General features: G+C 50.4%; 18 protein-coding genes. 16 read left to right on the top strand and 2 right to left on the bottom strand.

Translation table 11 applies throughout. From position 1 onward, the window contains the following. Window positions 1-86: 86 nt before the first annotated feature. The 7 genes from NYE54_RS20975 to NYE54_RS20945 all read left to right on the top strand — a co-directional run bounded on the left by NYE54_RS20975 (window position 87) and on the right by NYE54_RS20945 (window position 8,955). Complete coding sequence (locus NYE54_RS20975; protein ID WP_339265956.1) at window positions 87-2,156, top strand: bifunctional aldolase/short-chain dehydrogenase; 2,070 nt, start codon at window positions 87-89, stop codon at window positions 2,154-2,156. Between the two features lie 106 nt (window positions 2,157-2,262). Next, window positions 2,263-3,522 (top strand): L-rhamnose isomerase, encoded by a 1,260-nt coding sequence (rhaA, locus tag NYE54_RS20970; protein WP_339265955.1) that lies wholly within the window; start codon window positions 2,263-2,265, stop codon window positions 3,520-3,522. 74 nt (window positions 3,523-3,596) lie between these two features. Further along, on the top strand, window positions 3,597-5,066 hold the full coding sequence (locus NYE54_RS20965; RefSeq protein ID WP_339265953.1) for a rhamnulokinase family protein: 1,470 nt from the start codon (window positions 3,597-3,599) through the stop codon (window positions 5,064-5,066). 30 nt (window positions 5,067-5,096) lie between these two features. Then, window positions 5,097-5,873 (top strand): DeoR/GlpR family DNA-binding transcription regulator, encoded by a 777-nt coding sequence (locus NYE54_RS20960; protein WP_076322195.1) that lies wholly within the window; start codon window positions 5,097-5,099, stop codon window positions 5,871-5,873. 104 nt (window positions 5,874-5,977) lie between these two features. Next, entirely contained in the window at window positions 5,978-6,715 is a 738-nt protein-coding gene (locus NYE54_RS20955; RefSeq protein ID WP_339265951.1) for a (Fe-S)-binding protein, read from the top strand. Further along, on the top strand, window positions 6,702-8,222 hold the full coding sequence (locus tag NYE54_RS20950) for a LutB/LldF family L-lactate oxidation iron-sulfur protein (protein ID WP_076322016.1): 1,521 nt from the start codon (window positions 6,702-6,704) through the stop codon (window positions 8,220-8,222). The genes NYE54_RS20955 and NYE54_RS20950 overlap by 14 nt, the downstream gene beginning before the upstream one ends. Further along, window positions 8,215-8,955: a lactate utilization protein gene (locus tag NYE54_RS20945; RefSeq protein ID WP_076322015.1), complete on the top strand. Its 741-nt coding sequence runs from the start codon at window positions 8,215-8,217 to the stop codon at window positions 8,953-8,955. The genes NYE54_RS20950 and NYE54_RS20945 overlap by 8 nt, the downstream gene beginning before the upstream one ends. Window positions 8,956-9,149: 194 nt before the next feature. Here the strand turns inward: NYE54_RS20945 and NYE54_RS20940 are convergent, their stop codons facing one another. Next, complete coding sequence (locus NYE54_RS20940) at window positions 9,150-10,004, bottom strand: SDR family oxidoreductase (RefSeq protein WP_339265948.1); 855 nt, start codon at window positions 10,002-10,004, stop codon at window positions 9,150-9,152. Between the two features lie 962 nt (window positions 10,005-10,966). Between NYE54_RS20940 and NYE54_RS20935 the strand changes: the two genes are divergently transcribed. The 3 genes from NYE54_RS20935 to NYE54_RS20925 are packed head-to-tail and all read left to right on the top strand — an operon-like array spanning window position 10,967 to window position 13,564. Beyond that, window positions 10,967-11,326 carry a Mur ligase domain-containing protein gene (locus NYE54_RS20935; protein ID WP_339265946.1) on the top strand — a complete coding sequence of 120 codons (360 nt, stop codon included), beginning with the start codon at window positions 10,967-10,969 and terminating at the stop codon, window positions 11,324-11,326. Further along, entirely contained in the window at window positions 11,256-12,455 is a 1,200-nt protein-coding gene (locus tag NYE54_RS20930) for a UDP-N-acetylmuramoyl-L-alanyl-D-glutamate--2,6-diaminopimelate ligase (RefSeq protein WP_339265944.1), read from the top strand. Before NYE54_RS20935 ends, NYE54_RS20930 begins: the two co-directional genes overlap by 71 nt. Before the next feature lie 32 nt (window positions 12,456-12,487). Beyond that, window positions 12,488-13,564, top strand: coding sequence for a PQQ-dependent sugar dehydrogenase (locus NYE54_RS20925; protein WP_339273593.1), 1,077 nt, complete (start codon window positions 12,488-12,490; stop codon window positions 13,562-13,564). Between the two features lie 222 nt (window positions 13,565-13,786). On the opposite strand, the gene NYE54_RS20920 is transcribed toward NYE54_RS20925, so the two are convergent. Continuing rightward, window positions 13,787-14,434, bottom strand: a complete 648-nt coding sequence (locus NYE54_RS20920) for a metalloregulator ArsR/SmtB family transcription factor (protein WP_076322011.1) — start codon at window positions 14,432-14,434, stop codon at window positions 13,787-13,789. Between the two features lie 287 nt (window positions 14,435-14,721). Between NYE54_RS20920 and NYE54_RS20915 the strand changes: the two genes are divergently transcribed. The 6 genes from NYE54_RS20915 to NYE54_RS20890 all read left to right on the top strand — a co-directional run bounded on the left by NYE54_RS20915 (window position 14,722) and on the right by NYE54_RS20890 (window position 21,679). Then, entirely contained in the window at window positions 14,722-14,958 is a 237-nt protein-coding gene (locus tag NYE54_RS20915) for a 4Fe-4S binding protein (protein ID WP_015736133.1), read from the top strand. An 881-nt stretch (window positions 14,959-15,839) separates the two neighbouring features. Beyond that, window positions 15,840-17,000, top strand: coding sequence for an ROK family transcriptional regulator (locus NYE54_RS20910; RefSeq protein ID WP_339265941.1), 1,161 nt, complete (start codon window positions 15,840-15,842; stop codon window positions 16,998-17,000). Window positions 17,001-17,028: 28 nt separating this feature from the next. Continuing rightward, window positions 17,029-18,033, top strand: a complete 1,005-nt coding sequence (locus NYE54_RS20905) for an asparaginase (protein WP_339265940.1) — start codon at window positions 17,029-17,031, stop codon at window positions 18,031-18,033. Between the two features lie 94 nt (window positions 18,034-18,127). After that, window positions 18,128-19,717: a glutathione ABC transporter substrate-binding protein gene (locus tag NYE54_RS20900; RefSeq protein WP_339265938.1), complete on the top strand. Its 1,590-nt coding sequence runs from the start codon at window positions 18,128-18,130 to the stop codon at window positions 19,715-19,717. A 114-nt stretch (window positions 19,718-19,831) separates the two neighbouring features. Further along, the gene (locus NYE54_RS20895) at window positions 19,832-20,758 is read left to right on the top strand and encodes an ABC transporter permease subunit (protein WP_076322007.1); all 927 of its coding nucleotides are present in this window, start codon (window positions 19,832-19,834) and stop codon (window positions 20,756-20,758) included. A 12-nt stretch (window positions 20,759-20,770) separates the two neighbouring features. Next, window positions 20,771-21,679, top strand: a complete 909-nt coding sequence (locus NYE54_RS20890; RefSeq protein WP_339265936.1) for an ABC transporter permease subunit — start codon at window positions 20,771-20,773, stop codon at window positions 21,677-21,679. The last annotated feature ends 15 nt before the right edge of the window (window positions 21,680-21,694 follow it).

The raw sequence follows: 21,694 nt of genomic DNA, 5'->3' as shown, positions 1-21,694 counted from the left end.
AAATACACTATTCAAAGATAAACGGGCGTGATATTATGGGAAACAAATGAAAGCAAATTCATAGGGTCAATCGGAGGGGAAGCTTCATGGTTCAAAGCTTATGGGAACAGTCAAAGGCACAGCAGGCACAACATACATTGGATGAGCTCGTCTACCGTTCGAATTTGATCGGTTCCGACCGGCGCGTATGCAACTGGGGCGGCGGCAACACATCCAGCAAAACAACGATTCAGGATTTTCGCGGCAAAGACATAGAGGTTATGTACGTGAAAGGCAGCGGTTCCGATCTGGCTACCATGAAATCGGGCAATTTCACAGGCTTGCGCATGGAGGATATTCGGCCGTTATTCGAAAGGGATTCGATGTCGGATGAGGAAATGGTGGCTTATCTGGGGCATTGCATGGTCGATGCGAAACACCCGCGCGCATCCATTGAAACGCTGCTGCATGCGTTCTTGCCGTTTCAGCATGTGGACCATACCCACCCGGATGCCATTATCAGCTTATGCTGCGCCCATAACGGCAAAGAATTAGCACGGGAGATCTTTGGCGACCGATTTGTGTGGGTTCCTTACGTTCGTCCCGGATTTACCTTGTCGAAGATGATTGCCGAAGGGGTGTTGGCTAATCCGAAGGCCGAGCTGGTATTGATGGAGAAGCATGGGCTTGTCACATGGGGCGATACATCGGAAGCCTGTTACGCGCAAACGATTCGTATCATTAGTGAAGCGGAAGCTTTCATCGAAGCTCGAGTAGATAACGACAAGCTGTTCGGCGGCCGGAAGCATACACCGCTTGCATCGGAAGTGCGTCGCAGCATCGCTGCCAAAGTGATGCCTGCTGTTCGCGGCGCCGTCAGCGACGTGAAGAAAATGATCCTCTCCTTCGACGATCAAGATGATGTACTGGACTTTGTCGGCGGTGCCGATTCGCCGAAGCTGTCCCAGGTAGGCGCAGCTTGCCCCGATCATCTGGTTCATACCAAGGTAGTTCCTCTCTTCATCGACTGGACACCTGACGCCGAAGATGTGGAAGGTCTTAAGGCAAAGCTTATCGATGGGATTGCTGCTTACAAAGAGCAGTATAAAGCTTATTTTGAACGCAACCATCATGAAGGGGACGTCATGTTCGAGGCGGCTCCGCGCGTCATTCTTATTCCTGGCATCGGAATGATCAACACGGGCAAGAGCTGGGCGATGTCGCAAGTCAGCGGCGCCCTGTATCATCGGGCGATTGCGGTCATGCGCGGTGCGACGGCCCTGGGCAATTTTGTATCCCTGAGTGAAAATGAATCCTACAACGTGGAGTATTGGCCGCTTGAGTTGTATAAATTGAGTCTTGCACCGGCTGAGGCGGAGTTTTCCCGCCAGATCGCTTTTATTACCGGGGGAGCAGGCGGTATCGGAAGTGCCACAGCCCGCAGGCTAGTAGCAGAAGGTGCGCATGTCGTTTTGGCGGATTTGAACCTGGAAGGGGCGCAGCAGGTTGCCGAGGAGATCAACGCAAAACACGGGGAGAATCGGGCATTTGCTGTTAAGATGGATGTAACCGACGAAGAGGCGGTGAAGCGCGCCTATCGAGAAACTTCCATCACTTATGGCGGTGTTGATATTATCGTCAACAATGCGGGCCTTGCAACATCCAGCCCGTTTGACGAGACATCGTTGAAGGAATGGAACCTGAACATGAACGTGCTGGGCACAGGTTATTTCCTGGTTGCGCGGGAAGCCTTCTCGTTGATGAAGACACAGGGCGTTGGCGGAAGCATGGTGTTTGTCGGATCGAAGAATTCCGTCTATGCCGGCAAGAACGTGACCGCATACAGCTCTGTAAAAGCACTGGAGGCTCATCTGGCGCGCTGCATTGCTGCTGAAGGCGGAGAATACGGCATTCGAGTCAACACCATTCTGCCGGACGCCATTCTGCAAGGTTCCGCGATCTGGAATTCGAACTGGAGAAACGAGCGGGCAGCAGCTTACGGGATTGAACCCGATCAGCTGGAAGAGCATTATCGTAAACGCACAACGCTTCTTGTCAACATCTATCCGCAGGATATTGCCGAAGGCATCGCTTACTTTGCATCATCAAGATCTTCGAAGACGACCGGCTGCATGCTGACGATTGACGGCGGAGTACCTGCTGCATTTACTCGTTAATCGAATGAAGGTATGACACATCTACCGCAAGGAATCAAGGTTTCTTATTAAGATGGGGCGCTGGGTCTAATATGACCCGGCTATCCATCATACGGGAGGATATGTGATGAGGCAGGATGTTGCAAGGAACTTTGAAGAAGCTAAAAAGCTCTATGGGCAGCATGGCATCAACGTGGACGAAATCTTGACGGAACTTGAGCGCATCAAAATCTCCATCCACTGCTGGCAAGGAGATGATGTCCGAGGATTTCTGTTCCGCGATCAGAAGCTATCCGGGGGCATCTCCGTGACTGGGGAATATCCCGGGGCTGCAGGTACGCCGGATCAGCTGCGGGCCGATCTGGAAAAAGCGATGTCGCTCATTCCGGGATCCCACAAAGTGAACCTTCATGCAATCTACGCGGATACCGACGAGTCCGTTGATTTGGATCAGCTCGAGCCGAGGCACTTCCAGTCTTGGGTGGATTGGGCCAAGGAGCAAGGCATTGGCCTCGATTTTAATCCGACCTGCTTCTCCCACGACAAATCGAAGGATGGATTTACGCTGAGTCATGCCGATCAAGCAATCCGTCAATTTTGGATTGAGCATTGCAAGGCGTCGCGAAGAATCGGGGCTTACTTCGGGGAACAGCTGGGTCAAACCTGTGTAACGAATATCTGGGTTCCGGATGGATACAAGGATATGCCGGTAGACCGAATGGCGCCGAGGCAGCGGCTGAAGGATGCGCTGGATGAGATTTTTGCTGAAGAAATGAATCCGCAATGGAACCTCGATGCCGTCGAGAGCAAGCTGTTCGGACTAGGCTCTGAGGCTTATGTTGTGGGTTCCCACGAGTTTTATATGGGGTACGGCATTCGAAACAACAAGCTGATCTGCCTGGATGCGGGCCACTTCCACCCAACCGAGAGCATTGCCGGCAAACTGTCGTCGCTTGCTCTTTTCACCGATGGACTTCTTCTCCATGTCAGCCGGCCAATGCGCTGGGACAGCGACCATGTTGTCATCATGGATGATGAACTGATCGAGATTGGACGCGAGCTGGTTCGCAATAACCTGCTGGAAGTTACCCATATCGGACTGGACTTTTTTGATGCCAGCATTAACCGCATCGCGGCGTGGGTTATTGGCACACGCAATACGATAAAGGCACTGCTGCGTGCCAAGCTGGAACCCATCGATAGGCTGAAGCAGGCTGAACTTGAAGGCGATTACACGACCCGCCTGGCGATATCGGAAGAGTTTAAGTCCTATCCGTTTGGAGCGGTGTGGGATTATTACTGCGAACGAATGGGTGTACCCATCAGAGAAGAGTGGCTGTCCGAAGTGAAACAGTATGAGCAGGATGTATTGCTGAAGCGTTCGTAAGGATGAGAAGACGGAGTACCCTCGGGTTGGTGCCCGAATCGTTGATTTTGATCTGACAAGGAGGCTGGGGAGCGTTGAGCATTCTTGCATTTGATTTGGGCGCAAGCAGTGGCAGGGCTATGCTGGGTCAATGGAATGGCCGAACCATCGACGTAACGGAAATCCACCGGTTCCCGAACGATCCGGTTCGAATCGGCGACCGTTTCCAATGGGATATATTACGGATCTACCACGAGATGAAGCAGGGCTTGCTCCGGTTGAAGGGACAGCATAACTTGCCGTCGAGCATCGGCATTGATTCCTGGGCGGTGGATTATGGACTCCTGGATCGGAGCGGGGAGCTGCTCATGAATCCGTATCATTATCGGGACACACGTACGGATGGCGTGATGGAACAGGTCTTCCGGGATGTGCCGCCTGCCGAGATCTTCGATCGGACGGGGATTCAGTTCCTCTCGTTTAACACAATCTATCAGCTGGCTTCATTGCAACGGCAGAAGCCCTACCTGCTTCAAGAGGCCAAGCGTTTTCTAATGATTCCCGATTTGCTGCGATACTTCTTGACCGGCGAACTGGCGAATGAATTTACGAATGCTACCACAACGCAGCTGTTTAACCCGCTTTTGGCCAGCTGGGATGATCATCTCTTGAAATCATTAAATATCCCTCCTAAGTTATTTCATCCTGTTGTTCAACCCGGTACGCTTGTTGGGGCTTTGAGGTCATCCGTAACAGAGGAGCTGGGGATTCCATCCATTCCGCTCTATACGGTTGCAGAGCATGATACGGCTTCCGCCGTTGTCGCGGTTCCGGCACTGGAACGATCATTTGCTTACTTAAGCTGTGGTACCTGGTCGCTGATGGGAACCGAAGTCGACCAGCCTGTCATACATGAACGGGCCAGAGAGCTGAACTTCACGAATGAGGGAGGAGCGTACGGTACGTACCGGCTGCTCAAGAACATCATGGGACTTTGGATTCTGCAGGAATGCCAGCGGACCTGGGGACGGGAAGGGTTAACGTACTCCTACCCCGAATTGGTTAATATGGCGGATGCGGTGCCAGCATTTGCTTGTTTCATTGATCCCGATGATCCTGTATTCCTCCCTGCAGGTGATATGCCGAAGCGGGTAGTGGAATATGCGGCCCGCACGAACCAGAGCGTTCCGCAGGGGATAAGTGCTCTTGTGCGCTGCATAATGGAGAGTCTGGCTATGCAATACCGTTATGTGCTGGAGTTGACTGAGGAATTGTCCGGGCAAAAATTTCAGGGCTTGCATATGGTAGGTGGTGGCATTCATAATGAAACATTATGTCAGTGGACTGCGAATGCGATAGGGAAGCCCGTTTGGGCAGGTCCCGCAGAGGGCAGTGCTATCGGCAATATGGCCGTGCAATGGATCGCTCAAGGCGAGCTATCCGATATATGGGAAGCACGCGCAGTCATTAGAGAGTCCTTCCCGGTCAAGACTTATGAGCCGAAGGAAACTCCCTTATGGGAGGAAGCTTACGGAGTGTTCGGTCAGCGGACCGGGAAGCGATAGAATATATGAACAGTAAGGATGGGCGGTATGATGCTGGTTGCAGAACGATATGAGAAAATAGTACAGTTGGTCAACGAAAGAGGGAGCATCCGAGTCTCCGAGCTGAGTCAGCTCTGCGGTGTAACGGAAGAAACGATTCGCCGCGATCTTGACAGGCTGGAGCAGGCAGGGCGCCTGCGCCGTTCCCATGGCGGAGCGGTTAGCGTGAAGGATCAACCGGAAATTCAGCGGTCGCAGCCGGAAATACCGTATGCTGAGCGGGAAATCATGCATGCGCTGGAGAAGCAGCGAATCGCGGAGGAAGCGGTCAAGCGAATCCATCCGAATGATCGCATCCTGCTGGATGCAAGCTCTACGGCTTGGTACATGGCGAAAATCATACCGGATATTCCGATTACCGTGCTGACGAATTCGATAAAGGTGGCTGCTGAGCTGAGCACCAAGGAGAGGGTTCAGGTGATCTCCACAGGCGGCATTCTGGCTCATCGCTCCCTGTCCTTTGTCGGTCCGCTCGCAGAACGCTCGCTGGATGCATACTACGTGGATAAAGCCTTTCTGTCATGCAAGGGTGTGCACATCGAGCGGGGCCTTAGCGAATCCAATGAGCTTCAAGCGAGAATCAAGCATAAAATGATCGGAATGACGGATGAGACCATTCTGCTCGCCGATGCCAGCAAATTCGGCACGCAGGCTTTTGCGCAGGTTGCCGATCTCTCCCAAGTGAATCTGATCATTACCGATCGCAGCTTGAAGGAAGAGGAAGCGGCACCTTATCGAGCATTGGGCATCAAGATCGAATCTGTGTAGAGCAAACTACTATAACGTATCACATGGAATCCCCCCGTTCCGGGGGGTTCTTGCTAGAGGCCGATTCTTCGGTCCATATCCTGATGATTAGCGGGGTGAAGAGGTTGAAGATTTCATTGTTTGTCACTTGTCTCAGCGACGCCTTGTTCCCGCGGGTAGCTGAATCGATGGCAAGATTGCTGGCAAGGTACGGCGTGCAGCTGGAATTCCCCGAAATCCAGACTTGCTGCGGCCAACCGGCCTATAACAGTGGTTATTGGGATGATGCACGCATAAGTGCCAAGACGATTCTGGACGCTTTTGACGATAGCGACTTCGTTGTGTCCCCTTCCGGCTCCTGCACGTATATGATTCATCATTATCCGGATTTGTTCAAGGACGATCCCATATACCTGGATAAAGCGAAAGCGCTTCAATCCAAATGCTATGAGTTTACGCAATTCCTTGTTGACGTGCTGGGCGTGACCGATGTAGGCGCCGTTTATCCGCAAAAGGTAACCTATCATCCTTCCTGTCACGGAAGCCGCCTGCTCGGCGTTAAGGAGCAACCGATGAAACTGCTCAGCCACGTCAAGGGGCTGGAGCTTGTTCCCTTGCCTTTTGCCGAGGATTGCTGCGGGTTCGGTGGAACGTTTGCCGTGAAAATGGCGGACATTTCGGGGGCCATGGTGACAGAGAAAAGCGATCATGTGCTGGAGACCGAGGCGTCCGTGCTTGTCGGTCTCGATATGGCCTGCCTCATGAATATTGCCGGCAATCTGCGTCACCGGGGCGAGAAGGTTCAGGTTAAACATTTGGCCGAGCTTCTGTATGAGGGGATGAGTGTACATGAGCACAGCTGAATCGAAAGCACAGACAGTTAAGGAGCGTGCAGGCTACGCCCTTAATAACGATTTTTTGCGCAATGCGGTGAAGTTTACGACAGAGCGGTTGCGGCTTGGCAAAAAGCTTGCGTCGGAGGAACATGGCAACTGGGATGCGTGGAGGGAACGAGGACGCCAAATTCGGCTCCATACCATTGCGCACTTGGATTACTATTTGAATGAGTTTGCTGAACAGGCCAGGGCGAACGGAGCCCATGTCCATTTTGCGGAGACGGCGGAAGAAGCGGTCACGATCTCCTTGCAGATTGCGGAGCATAAGGCGGCCAAGTCCGTCGTAAAATCAAAATCGATGGTGTCCGAGGAGCTGCATCTGAACAAGGCGCTCGACTCGATCGGGGTGGAGGCCGTCGAAACGGATCTCGGTGAGTATATTATTCAGCTTGCGGATGAAACGCCATCTCATATCATCATTCCTGCCATCCATAAGAACCGTTATCAGATCGCGGAGCTGTTGTCCGCAGAGGCAGGCGAAACGCTGCCGCCCGATACGGCGATTATGGCGGGCTTTGTCCGCATGAAGCTGCGCGAGAAATTCCTAGAAGCGGACATTGGCATGACGGGTTGTAATTTTGCGATCGCCGAGACAGGCTCGATGGTATTGTTTGAGAATGAGGGCAATGCCCGCATGGTGACGACGGTGCCCAAGACACAGATTACCCTGATGGGCATGGAGCGGATTATCCCGTCATGGGCGGATCTCGAAGTGATGGCTACCTTGCTGCCGCGCTCGGCGACCGGTCAGAAGCTGACAGTCTACATGTCTGGAATCAGTGGTCCGAAGAGAGAATTGGATGCCGATGGACCGGACGAAATGCATATTATCATCATCGATAACGGACGTTCTCTCCAGCTCGGCGACCCCGAATTTCAGGAGCTGCTCAACTGCATACGCTGCGGCGCATGCCTGAATGCTTGTCCGGTATATCGCCATATTGGCGGGCACGCCTATGGAGGCACATATAGCGGCCCCATCGGTGCCGTATTAACGCCGGCCTTGAACAAGAATGTCGCGGAATGGGACGATATCGCCAACGCATCCAGCCTGTGCGGGGCCTGTTATGAAGCATGCCCCGTGAAGATTCCGCTGCATGATATGCTAGTTTCCCTGCGCCGCCGGAAGATTGAAGCTGGGCGCGGTGACAAGCTGGAAGCGATGGGAATGAAGGGCTTCTCGGCGATTATGGGGAATGCCAAGCGTTACCGTAGTGTGGTATCCCTCGGAAAGTGGGGGCAGAAATTGGTGGTGCGAGGCGGGGAGATCCGAACGAGGATCGGTCCTTTGAAGGGGTGGAATTCGTACAGGGTAACGCCGAGTCTCCCTAAGGAATCCTTCCGTGACCGATGGTCGGAGATGGAGCAGGATATTCGCAGAACCTCCGGGTCGATGGACCCTGAAATCGCAAACCGATTGAAGGAGCGGCTTCAGCAGCAGAAGTCCGGAAAGGGGGAGAATGCACATGACTAACGAAACTGATCGCAGCTGGCTGAACCGTCTTGAAGAACAGTCTCGCAAGAAGCAGGAGCAGTTCATGGATGGAATCGCCGCGAAGCTGGGGAGAGACCGGGTTCGCACCGCCCCGGAACACCCTTTCCGCGGTGCCCCCGACTTCTGGAATGAATTTGAGTGGCCGCTTGAGGAGAGGATTACACAGTTTACCGCCAACTTTGAAGCGGCCGGGGGCCATGTGGTAAGGCTGAGCAATCGCGAAGAGGTCAGCCGGTTTATCAGGGACAAAGCGAAGGAGATGAGTGCGGCTACGATTCTTCGTCAGCAGGAAGAGGCACTGGACCGCCTGGGGCTGGAGGAGAGCCTGCCGGAGGCTCTTGTTCTCTCCTGGAATGATGCAGCGGACACGGACTGGAGGGCTGTAGCGGCCAGGGCTGATTTTGGCGTCGTCATGGCGGATTACGCAGCGGCTTATACCGGTTCGATTACGGTGAAATCGGCCCCGCATAAAGGCAGATCCGTCAGCCTGCTACCGACCGTGTTGATGGCTATCATCCCCGTAGAGCGGATGGTTACCCGACTAGGCGAGATTCTGGTTCAGTTCGATCAGTCCGGACGCGAGCAGCTGCCGGCGGGAATCCACTTCATCTCGGGTCCGAGCCGTTCCGCCGATATCGAGAATGATCTTACGATTGGCGTTCACGGGCCAGGTATCGTGTATGCCCTGCTGGTCGATACCTATGAGAGTTAACGAATAACATAGGAAACACAGGATACCGGATAGCCCCAAGCGGGAGCAGTTATGACATGCTCACGGCTTGGGGCTTTTATAAGATTATGGAATGTATAAGTTTTCAGTGAAGCTGAAAATTTCGATAAACCTCTAAAGGCAGTCTGTCTGCTGTAGTAAAAGTACGTCGATAGATGTCTTTCTTAAATATGAGGTTATTTGCCTTTGCGTGTCAGTTCGGCCAGACGGTCCCATTGCTCATGGGTCACTTCCGCCAAGTCGTTGAATTGCCCCGCACCCCTCAGCCATTCGCCGCCATCGATGGTGATCACGTCACCATTAATATAACCGGCATAATCGGAAATGAGATACGCGGCGAGATTGGCCAGTTCTTCTGCGTCCCCTACGCGCTTCAGGGGGATGCGGTCGATCATTTTCTGTTCCAGTTCCGGTGTGGGCGATAATCTTGACCAGGCGCCTTCGGTCGGGAACGGACCCGGGGCGATCGCTACCTGACGGATGCCGTAAGGAGCCCATTCCACCGCGAGGGACCGTGTCAGCGCAAGCACGCCCGCTTTTGCAGCTGCCGAAGGGACCACGTAGCCAGAGCCTGTCGAGGCATATGTTGTGACGATGTTGAGCATCGTTCCGCTTTTGCCCTGTTCAATCCAGCGTTTGCCGACTTCAAGGGTTGCGTAGAAGGTGCCGTGCAGCACAATGTTCAGCACGGCATCTACAGCCCGAGGGGAGAGACGCTCCGTGGGGCTGATAAAATTCCCGGCTGCATTGTTGACAAGCACATCAATGCCTCCGTAATGCTGCTCTGCCGCTTCAACAAGTTCCGAGATCTGTGCAGGGTCCCGTACATCGCAGCTCTTGTACCATACCTCACAGCCCTGCTGTCTTAATTCTTCGGCCGTTTGCTGCAGAACTTCCTCACGGCGTCCGCAGATGGCGAGTTTGGCGCCAAGCTGGGCGAATTTCTCCCCCATGGCACGCCCCAGCCCCGTGGCGCCTCCCGTGATCAATACGACTTTATTTTGAAGCAAATCGTCAGTGAACGGTCCCATCGATGGTTCTCCTTTCAAGCAGATATGGAGTAGCGTAGCGGATCCTCTGTACACATCCTTTATTGGCAGGCTGCATTAACATCTGGCAACATTGGTGTTGCAACCGCTTACTTCCAGCGTAACATGGTTAAGACTTCCAGTCATCACATTCTTTAAGTGATTCCCGATTGCAACCGGACAAGGTGATGGAGCGAATACCCTCCACTAAAAAAGCCTCATTATCCAACGAGGGATATAGAGAATTACATCCAGAACCAGAGAGGCGTTACCAGATGAATTTTCTAACTTGGTTCGTCCGGGCCAGTTAATCTTTCTCATGATATATTTACCTCATTTCAAATGAATTTGTTGGAATTAAAATTCCAAGTGCTTGCACCTTTAAAATGTCATGATCGTCTATTTCAGTATCACACCAACTAGCATTGGAAACAAATGATTTACCTCCCTACCCAATATGTGTAACGATGACCTGCAATACCGAAAACGAACCCATGATCAGACCGACTATTATTGCGATTACAGCCCTGAATTTAATTTTCAATAAATCAATATCATCTTGTTCTACATCCTCAGGAATTCCATTGAACATTCGTAACCAATCATTATCTGGATGATTGAAGACATACAAGCCGAACAAAACGATCAGAACGTTGACCGTTATGATCAGAGCATAGAGTATTAGTAAAACATAAGATCAACCCCTTGATGTTAAATACGCAGGAGCCAAATGGAGGTTCCAGTATATGGGAGGGTTAGTAGACATCGTGCGCACTGCTCCCTGTGCGCACGATCGAGCTTGATCATCACGGAATCCTCCTTTTTCAGTTTCAGAATGCCTTTGCTTGGTTAGGTTAATAAGAAATACTGGTTAAAACGATACATCGTCGTAAATTCTACATCTTATATATCATACTGCCACTGACCATGGGATTTTGATTACATCACGAGATGAGGAACCTGACATGATTCTGAAATCACTGACGGATCAGCTGATACTTAAGACGATAACGGGCAGTACTTCCGTGGATATCACGAACTTGGATACAGATTCAAGAGAGATTCGGCCTGGAGGCCTGTTTGTCTGTGTTCCGGGCTTTCACGTGGACGGCCATGATTATGCCCGGCATGCGATAAGCAACGGCGCAGTTGCCATTGTAGCTGAGCGGGAGCTGCCAGTGCTTCCAGGAAACGTAACGCGTATAACGGTACCGGATACCCGAAGAATTCTGCCGATTCTCGCAAACGCTTTTTTTGAAGCTGATCGGAATTACCGGGACGAACGGCAAGACAACGACAACCCATATGGTAGAAAAAATACTTAATGACGCTCACCGCAAAACGGGCATTATTGGCACACTTTACATGAAGATCGGAGATCATATGGAGAAGACGCTGAATACCACGCCGGATACGATCCAACTGCAGCGTTATTTTCACACGATGGTCACTCATGGCGGGGCCTATGCCGTGTTGGAAGTGTCTTCGCACGGATTGGATATGGGGAGAGTGCGCGGATGCGATTTTCAGACCGTGGTCTTTACGAATTTAACGCATGATCATCTGGACTTCCACCAGAATATGGAGGGCTATCGCAATACGAAGGAGCTTTTGTTCGCCCAGATCGGTAACAGTAACCGTGATATGCTGAAGAAGGCAGTCCTGAATGCGGATGATGAAGCATCGTCCTATTATGCAAAACGTACATCCGCACAGATCGTAACTTATGGCATTCGTAACGAGGCTGATGTTCGGGCAACACAAATTCAAAACATGCGTGAAGGTTGCACATTCCATGTAGAAACGCCATGGGGACACGGCGACTTCAGTCTGAAGGTGCATGGTGTTCACAATGTGTATAACGCACTTGCTGCCATGACCACTTGTTTGCTGGAAGGGGTAACGCTTGAAGAAATCCGTAGAAGTCTTCACCAATTTGCAGGGGTTCATGGACGATTTCAAGAAATAGAAACAGGACGAAGATTTCACGTGGTTGTGGATTATGCGCATAATCCAGGTGGACTTAAGGCAACTTTGCAATCCGCCAAAGAAATCACTTCAGGAAAAATGATATGCGTGATGGGCTGCCGGGGCGAAAGAGATCGCTTGAAACGTCCGCTCATGGCGGACATTGCAGCTTCGTATTCGGATTATGTATTGTTCACGACAGACAATTCGTTCTCGGAGGATCCGGAGCAGATTATGGCTGAGATGCTGGGTGGCTTAACCTCGCATGAAGCGGGGAATTGGGAGGTGATCCTGAATCGTAAAGAAGCCATTCAACGAGCTGTGGAATTGGCAGGTGACGAGGACAGGATCATTATTACCGGACGAGGACATGAGACCCGTTATGTAGCAGGCAGCCAGATCGAATCGTTTAGCGATGAGGATATTGTGTTGCGTTCCTTGCTGGACATGGAGCAAGGCATCCAGATGATGACACCGGAGCTATAAAATTACCCGGGAGGTGCTGGATTTTGAAACGAATGGTGGTTGGGGCAACTTTAATTGCAGCTTTGCTGCTTATTACTGCCTGTACACAGTCTTCTCCTTCTAAGGAAGAAGGGAGGCAGGAAGATCATCGGGAGGAAAAAAATGATTCCGCTTATCAAGTGCTTGCAGAGCAGTTGAGGACACCTTGGTCTATCGATTTTGACGGCGATACGATTTATATTAGCGAGCGGGAAGGAAATATCGTTCAGATCCAGGACGGCACTTTTACCAGACAGTCGGTACATACCGAGAAGCCGGTCGCTCATCAAGGAGAAGGCGGATTTCTGGGCTTTGCGTTAGCCCCTGATTTTCAAAATTCCGGCAAGGCCTTCGCCTACCACACCTATAATCAGGATGGAAAAGTCATGAACCGGTTGGTCCTTCTAAAGCAGGAGGGGAATCAATGGACAGAGTCGCATGTCTTTCTTGAGCGCATTCCCGGCTCTAACGTACATAACGGCGGCAGAATTGCGATCGGACCCGACGAGATGCTCTACGTAACAACGGGAGATTCAGGTGAAGGAGAGCTTGCGCAAAACCAGGAAAGTCTAGCAGGCAAAATATTGCGATTGACGCTGGATGGCAAGGTCCCGGCGGATAATCCCACTGCAGGCTCTTATGTCTATACGTTAGGGCATCGGAATTCGCAGGGGTTGGCTTGGAATTCGGAAGGTGAGTTCTACAGCTCAGAGCATGGACCGTCCGGCACACCCGGCGGACATGATGAGATTAATGAGATCACGGCTGGCAGCAATTACGGCTGGCCCGAGATTATTGGAGATGAACAGCAAGAGGGAATGAAATCCCCGCTCTACCACAGCAGTGAAACGGCTATTGCTCCATCAGGCATCGCTTTTGATGAGGAGGATCACATGTACGTGGCCACCCTTCGCGGCCAGAAGCTGTACCGATTTCAGCCGGAGAATGCCTCACTTGAGTTGGTATTGGAGGGGGAAGGCCGATTAAGAGACGTCAAAGTCCATGATGGCAAAACTTATGTCATTACCAACAATACCGATGGCCGTGGGGTGCCCTCCGATCAGGATGATCGACTGCTGGTGCTGAAATAATTCAAAGAATTGTACATGTCTTGCAATTTAAGAGAATAAGATAGGACAAGTACAATAAGAAAAACGTCTATCGACGTACTTTCTCAGAAGACAGACCGCATATAGCGGAAGTTTTTCTTGCGAGATAAGGTGGGTAAGCCTCTGAAGTTTATACTTTCTTATCTCTTAACAAAAAAAGGCCCCTTCCTGTATGGAAGGAGCCTGAAGTGGCAATAACAGATATTATGTTTGTTTGGCTTCGGTTTGTTTTCGAATACGGTAGACGCATTTTTTGTCACCCTTGGCAAGGCACTCGGTACGTTCCACATCCGCCTCCAGCAAGGATTGAAACAGGTCAAGCTCACAGCGGCATGCGTGTTGGTACCGGTTGGCTACTTGGGATATGGGGCAGTTCAGTTCTTCGAGGAGATATTCTTCTTCGTTGACTTTTTTGTAATCCACCATATATCCGTTGTCATTCTGAACCTGGGCCAGGGCTGCAACTCGATCTTCGAGCGCATCGGCTTTCACCGTAGGCGTGTACTTGTTCAGCAATGTATCCTTACGCTTGTCGAACAGCCGTGAAATCATTTCATCACCGGCCTCGTCCTGCAGCTCGTTCAGCAGATCGAGTGCAAGTGCATGATAGTTCTTAGGGAAAAAATCTTCGGCGGATTCCGTAAGACTATATAAGGAGACGGGTCTTCCCATCGGTTGTTTCACGGTTCGATAGGTGATGTAACCCTCGCTCTTCAAGCTCTCCAGATGGCGCCGAACGGCCATCCCTGTTATGCCCAGTGCCTCGGTAATGGATTTTGTGCTGAGTTCACCATTTATTTTTAACATTTGCATGATATACTCGCGAGTACTGTATGCGACTTCTTGATCCACTATAATCACCGCCTTGTTTCTCGATGAATGCTTTCTTTTTTAACAAAAAAGGTTAAAAAGCAATATGTCTCATCTTATGTCTTTACTTTCTATAAGTCAACCGGAATGGCTGTTTTGAGGCTATCATCACGCGGTTTATTGACAATTGGCATGATTAACCACATAATTATGATATATTTTAGTATAAAAAGTATAGAAAACTAAGGAATTGATGAAGTTTGAGCTTTTTGCAATGATAGCCAGTCGAATATTTGAAAGATTATTACACTACGGAAGGTGGAATACGGATGTATGTTATTGGCTCAGCTTGTATTGAAGAGAAAGCGGGAGAATGCGTTGACGTTTGCCCTGTGGATTGCATAGAAGAAGGAGATGACCAGTTCTATATCGATACCGATATTTGTATTTCCTGCGGGGCTTGCGAAGCGGCTTGTCCGGTTGCGGCCATTTTCTATTTTGAGGATCTGCCGGAAGACCAGAAGCATTATTTTGATAAAGCGGTTGAATATTACAAAAACAAGTAGGTCGCTCCGGTTTGGTTCGCTCCGGTTTGAGGCTATCCGCTCTGTTGTCCGTCCGTTTCCTGAATGGAATAAGTAAGGTAGAAACGGACTCCGTGCGCTCCGGTTTGAGGCTATCCGCTCTGTTGTCCGTCCGTTTCCAGAATGAAATGGTAAGGTAGAAACGGACTCCCAAAGGATCTGCTATCCTCAAACCTCCGCTGGTGGGAAAGATCAAAAGATTAAAGATAAAGAGATAAGAGATTAAAAGATTAATTAAAGATAGAAGACTAGTAAACAAATAAAGGCGGCTAAGATAATTAGTTGGAAAATTGAGCGTTAACCTGCTTCATGATAATCAAAATGCGTGTTCTCTATACATAAGCCATCCGGGATCATTTGAGGGTCACCTCGAATTTATTTCTCGGGTGGTTTAATTCGTTTTAGGCGGATCATGCCGGGAAGCAACTAAAGACCTGGGACAATACCGGAAATATCATAGATTTCCTCCTTTTGAAGCCATCCGAGATGAAGAATGCCCCAATCATTCTTTCCTCAGATGGCTTTATTTATGAGGTGGAACGACGTTGTTATCTACATTTTAGGAGACTTCGTGTTAAGTTGATGTCATGTTGTGCACGAAGCGCGGTCATCTGTATGTATGTACGAGAATGAATTTCTTTCGCAAAAGATTGAAACACTTACATTTCCAGAAGCAAAAAAATATTAATTTAAATGTGTCATATATATTGACACATTTACAAAACACGTTTTATTATTAATATCACTGGAGAATAAAAATAATAAATTTGATAATAATCACGGTTTTTTGATGATTTCGGATCGTTTTATTTGGAAAAATGATCTAATTAATCTACTGGTGAAATTAAATAGGGGATGTCTTCATGAAAAAGCATGATCAAGACTTTATGAAGCGGCAGAACAGACTCACAGTATTCCAAATCATCAAGAACGAACAGCCGATTTCAAGAGCAGCTATTGCCAAACAGACGGGAATGAGTCCGACAACGGTCAGTCGGATCGTGTCAGAGCTGACGGAAGAAGGGTACGTTCACGAAACGGAAGAACAAGCCTCGGCGGGACGCGGAAGAAAGTCTTCCTTAATAAGACTGCTGGATACGGCGGTCATCTCGATTGGCGTTGAGCTCGATCGCCATCAAGCCCATATTGGCTTCATCGATGTTCAGGGAAATGTATTGTGCAGCGGAAGTTTTCCGAGATCGTCGGAGGATACAGCCGAAGCCACGGTGGCTCGAATTGCAGACACCATTGAAGAACTCATCGCGGAATGCGATATCGATCGCAGGCGGGTGGTGGGCATTGGCGTTGGACTGCCGGGCATCATCGATGTTGATGCCGGAGTGGTTAATTTCTCGGTACAGCTTGGTTGGAAGAATGTGAGGCTTGCCGAGAGGCTCAAGGAATTAACCGGGCTTCAAGCGGTCGTAGACAATGAGCTGAAGGTAAAGGCGTTGGCAGAGCAGCTTAAAGGCTCGGCATACGGCTCCAACCGGACGGTTCTCCTTGGGTTCGGTAATGGCGTAGGCTCAGCGCTGATCCTGGAAGGGGAGATTTACCGCGGGGTGACCAATAGCGCGGGGGAAATCGGACACACGACCGTTGATCCTGAAGGTATGATGTGTGACTGCGGAAAAGCCGGTTGCCTCCAAACTTATATCAATATACCGTCTTTGTTGTCGGAAGCCAGCAAGATTAAGCCTGTTCGTACGATTGAGGAACTGTTCGCGGAAAGACGGGCTGGAACACGATGGGCGACCTATTTAATCGATAGGGCACTCGCGTATATGGCGATTACGATTAATAACGTCGTCAGCATGTACAATCCGGACAGCGTCATATTGAGTGGTGAGATTCTGGACAAGTTTCCTGAAGTATATGAAGAGATCACCGACCTGTGCTACTCACAGTATATCTGGGAACCGCTTCAGGATTCCTTCACGATTGTCCGCTCCGAGCTTCACGAACATGGGGTCATCATAGGGTCGGGACTTGTCGCACAGGATCGTTATTTTCGATTGAATTAATACAACTGGAGATCGGGGGAGCAAAATCATGGGATTTGTGCCATTGGTAGAGGAATATCGCGGAAACGTACTGGAGAACATTCACTACGGAGCGATCAGCGTTGTAGACGAGAACGGAAAGGTGGTTTATGCAGCGGGTGATCCGCATCATATGACCTTTCTGAGATCGGCGGCTAAACCATTCCAAGCAATACCGGTAATGAAACGCCGGATTGACGAGGTGTACGGACTTACGGGGGAAGAAACGGCCTTGTTTGCCGCTTCCCACCGGGGCGAACGCTTCCACATTGATGCCTTGGAATCTATTTTGAAGAAAACCGGGATTCAGGAAGAAACGCTACACTGCTGCGCAACTTATCCATTGAACGAGGATGCCAAGGCGCAGCGCCATCGAGATCATGAGGACAAGCGGCGGATCTTCCATAACTGCTCGGGTAAGCACAGCGGCTTGATTGCTTTGTGTAAGCATATGGGCTGGGACGAGAGCACGTATTATAAGCCGGAGCATCCGGTTCAGCAAGAGATCATCGAGACGCTGGCTTATTTTGCCGAAGTTCCGGTTTCCTCGATTCCGCAAGGCATTGATGGCTGTGGGCTTCCCATTTTTGCGCTCCCGCTGGACCGTATCGGATACGCTTTCCTTAAGCTGGCCTGCCCGGATTTGATCAAGGACGCGGAGACGGCGGATGCAGCTGCCAGAATGGCAAAGCTGATGAATGAGTATCCGGATATCATTGCAGACACGAAGTTTGTGTGCTCCGCCTTGCTCCGGGACCACAATCTGGCAGCCAAGGGCGGCGCTAAGGGTGTGTATGGCATCGGACTTCGGAAAGAACGCTTGGCGATCTCGCTTAAAGTATCCGATGGCTCCGAGCAAGTATGGCCTTGCATCATCGCTTCCATCCTGGAGCGTCTCGGCTACAGCGATCAGGCTACGATCGACCGCTTGTATGCGCTTGTTCCGAATGAGATTTTCAATGATGGCGGTACGCTGGTTGGGAAGCGACGCGCGGTGTATGAATGGAATGTTTAAGCTGTGAGGAACTCAAGGCGATCGGCAGGATGTTATATGCTGACGTGGCGAGTGAATCTATAGATATTCACTACATCAAAGGGGGAGTAAAACAATGAGATTCAAAGGTAGAACATGGTCACTGCTCATGCTGCTGCTCGCATTTACGATTGTTGCGGCAGGCTGCGGCGGAAACAGCGGAAGCGGCAAAGGGGCAAGTGAAGGCGGCGGCGAGAGTAAGCCGGTGACAAAAGATAACAAAGATGTTGTCATTGCGATTAACGCCAACTTCATTACGCTTGACCCTCACAATGCCGGAGACACGCACTCCATTTCCGGTGCACGCACGATGTACGAAGGTTTGATGGGCTTCAACGAGAAGATGGAACTTGTTCCTGTGCTGGCTGAAGACTACAAGATCAGTGAAGACGGTTTGACCTACACATTCAATCTGCGCCAGAACGTAAAGTTCCATGATGGAACGGATTTCAATGCAGAAGCTGTAAAAGTCAACCTGGATCGCATCATGGATGAAAAGAACAATCTTAGAATGCGTAAAAGCTTCTCTACCGTCGCCGATGTTAAAACTCCGGATGACCACACGGTTGTCATCACCCTTAGCCAGCCGTACAACGCTTTCTTGAACAAAACCGCAATGGCGTTGATGATCAGCCCGAAAGCGCTTAAAGAAAGTGCCGACATCACGAAGAACCCTGTAGGTACGGCGGCATACAAGTTCAAGGAATGGATTCAAGGTGACCGCCTTGTTGTTGTAAAGAATGAAGATTACTGGCAAGAAGGTCTTCCGAAGGTAGACAGCATTACGTTCAAACCGGTACCGGAGAACGGTTCCCGGATCGCGATGCTGAAGACGGGCGAAGCGGATTTCATCTATCCAATGCCTACCGAGCAAGTCTCTGAAGTAGAAGGCGATTCCAATATCGTCATTGATAAGACCGATTCCACCATCGTTCGTTATATTACGCTTAACACCATGAAGAAACCTTATGACGATCTGAAGGTTCGTCAAGCCATCAACTATGCTATCGATAAAGATGCTTACATTAAAGTAGTTAAATCCGGACTGGGCTCGAAGCTGAACTCTTCCATGTCCTCCATGACGCAGTATTACGCTGAGCAATCCGGTTATGAGTATGATCCGGAGAAAGCCAAATCCCTCTTGGCGGAAGCAGGCTATCCAGATGGATTCGAAGCTGAGATTTGGGGAGAAAACGATTCCGAAACGGTAAAAGGCATGCAGTTCATTCAGCAGCAGCTGGCGCTTGTCGGAATCAAAGTTGAACCGAAATCGATGGAGGGTGCTACCCTGTCTGATCAGATTAACTCGGCTACGCCGGAAAACGCAAAAATTCAAATGTGGTATGTAAGCTGGTCCCCTTCGTCAGGTGATGCTGACGGTGCGACAAAAGGTCTGTTCAGCAGCGAATTCTTCCCGCCGGCCGGTTCCAATACGGCTTACTACAAGAACGACAATGTAGACCAATGGATCAAGGATGCCAACGCATCCGTAAAAGCTGAAGATGCAAAAGAAATCTATGCAAACATCCAAAAACAAATCTGGGAAGACGCTCCTTGGGCATTCCTCGGGGTCGATCAGGTCATCACCGGCAAGAGAGCTTATCTTGAAGGCGTTAAAGCTCTTCCGGACGGATCGATCAGCGTGATTAACGCAGAAGTCAAATAATCAGGCAGCGAAGAGCTTGCTAAACGTATACCTTGTGGTGGGCCGCCTCTTGAATCAATAAGGAAGCGGCCCATCGTATTTTAAAAGCTGGCATGTTGAAAGGAGGCACATCCTTTGGGAAGATATGCAATTCAGAGGCTGCTGGGTGTTATCCCGCTGTTGTTCGTTGTATCTATTCTTGTATTTATGTTCATTCACCTTATTCCTGGAGATCCGGCACGACTTGTTGCAGGTAAGGATGCCACCCTTGAGGAGATCAACGGGATTCGAGAGCAGCTAGGCTTAAACTTGCCGCTATGGCAGCAGTATGTGAACTACATGGGTGATCTGTTGAAGGGTGACTTGGGTGTATCCGTTACTTCCGGTTTGCCGGTGACGGACATGTTGGAAAGCCGCTTTTTCCCGACGATTGTCCTGACCTTTACCAGCCTTGGCTGGGCACTGGTCATTGGTCTGATCATTGGTATCGTATCTGCCGTCAACCGCGGAAAATGGCCGGACTATATCGGGATGTTGACGGCGATATCCGGTATTTCCCTGCCAGGTTTCTGGCTTGGTCTTGTACTTATTCAAATTTTCTCCGTTGAGCTGGGCTGGTTCCCGACAGGCGGTGTCGACAGCTGGCAGTCCTACATTCTGCCTTCCTTTACGCTGGGGGCCGGAATTATGTCCATGCTGGCAAGGTACTCCCGTACATCGATGCTGGAGACGATGCGTGAGGATTATGTCCGGACGGGACGCGCGAAGGGTCTGCGGGAATTCGTTGTAGTCGGAAGACACGCACTGCGCAACTCCCTGATTCAGGTCGTGACCGTAGCGGGACTGCAGTTCGGATTTTTGCTGGGCGGCTCAGTTATGGTTGAGACGGTATTCAGTATTCCTGGCATGGGGCGACTCCTGGTAGACTCGATCGCGTTCCGTGATTATACCGTCATTCAAGCGCTATTACTGCTGTTTGCAGCCGAATTTATTCTGATTAACCTGATTGTCGATTTATTGTACGGTGTACTGAATCCAAAAATCCGGTATGCATCGAAATAGGAGGGGGAACCCATGAGCGACAATTCAACAGTGACGGTCAATTCCTCCGTACCGGAGGATACGCTTGCGAAGAGTCAGGCAACTGGCAAATTTAAAGCGTTCACGTCTAAATTCATGAAACAAAAGCTTGCTGTTATATCAAGCGGATTTATCTTGTTACTACTAGTGCTGGCGGTGATCGGTCCGCAAATCGTTCCGTATCCTCCGAATGAGCCGAACTATGATGCGATGATGCAAGGCCCGTCGGCTGCCCATTGGGCAGGTACGGATGAGTACGGTCGTGATATTCTGAGCCGCTTGATTGACGGAACAAGGTTGACCATGGTGGTCAGCTTAAGCGCCGTATTTATATCCGCAATTCTCGGTACGATTCTCGGACTGATCAGCGGGTACTATGGCGGCTGGATCGACCGTCTTATCATGCGAGGCAGTGACGTCATGTTCTCCTTCCCCGATCTGCTGCTTGCGATCGGTATCGTAGCGATTCTGGGACCAGGCTTATCGAATGTGGTCATCGCCGTGGCGGTCTTCGGCACCCCGTCGTTTGCCAGAATCATCCGAAGCGTAACACTCTCCGCGAAGGAGTCTTTATATGTAGAGGCAGCACGGTCCATGGGCGCCAAACATAACCGGATTATATGGAAGCATATTTTTCCTGAGACGGTTCCCAGCATCATTGTCAACGTGTCGATGAGAATCGGCGGCGCCATTCTGGCTGCTTCTTCGTTAAGCTTCCTCGGACTCGGTGCCAAGCCGACGGAACCGGACTGGGGCGCCATGCTCAGTATGGGGCGCGATTACTTAAGTATTGCACCGCATATCGTGTACTACCCGGGACTTCTGATATTCCTGACCGTGCTAGCATTCAATCTGATCGGTGACGGACTGAATGATGCCCTTGATCCGAAAACGAAAAACTAATAGGGGGGATAGATC

It is taken from the genome of Paenibacillus sp. FSL K6-1330, assembly GCF_037976825.1.
Taxonomy (GTDB): Bacteria; Bacillota; Bacilli; order Paenibacillales; family Paenibacillaceae; genus Paenibacillus_AQ.
The sequence above is the reverse complement of the archived record's forward strand: the minus strand, read 5'-3'. Positions and strand labels throughout refer to the sequence as shown.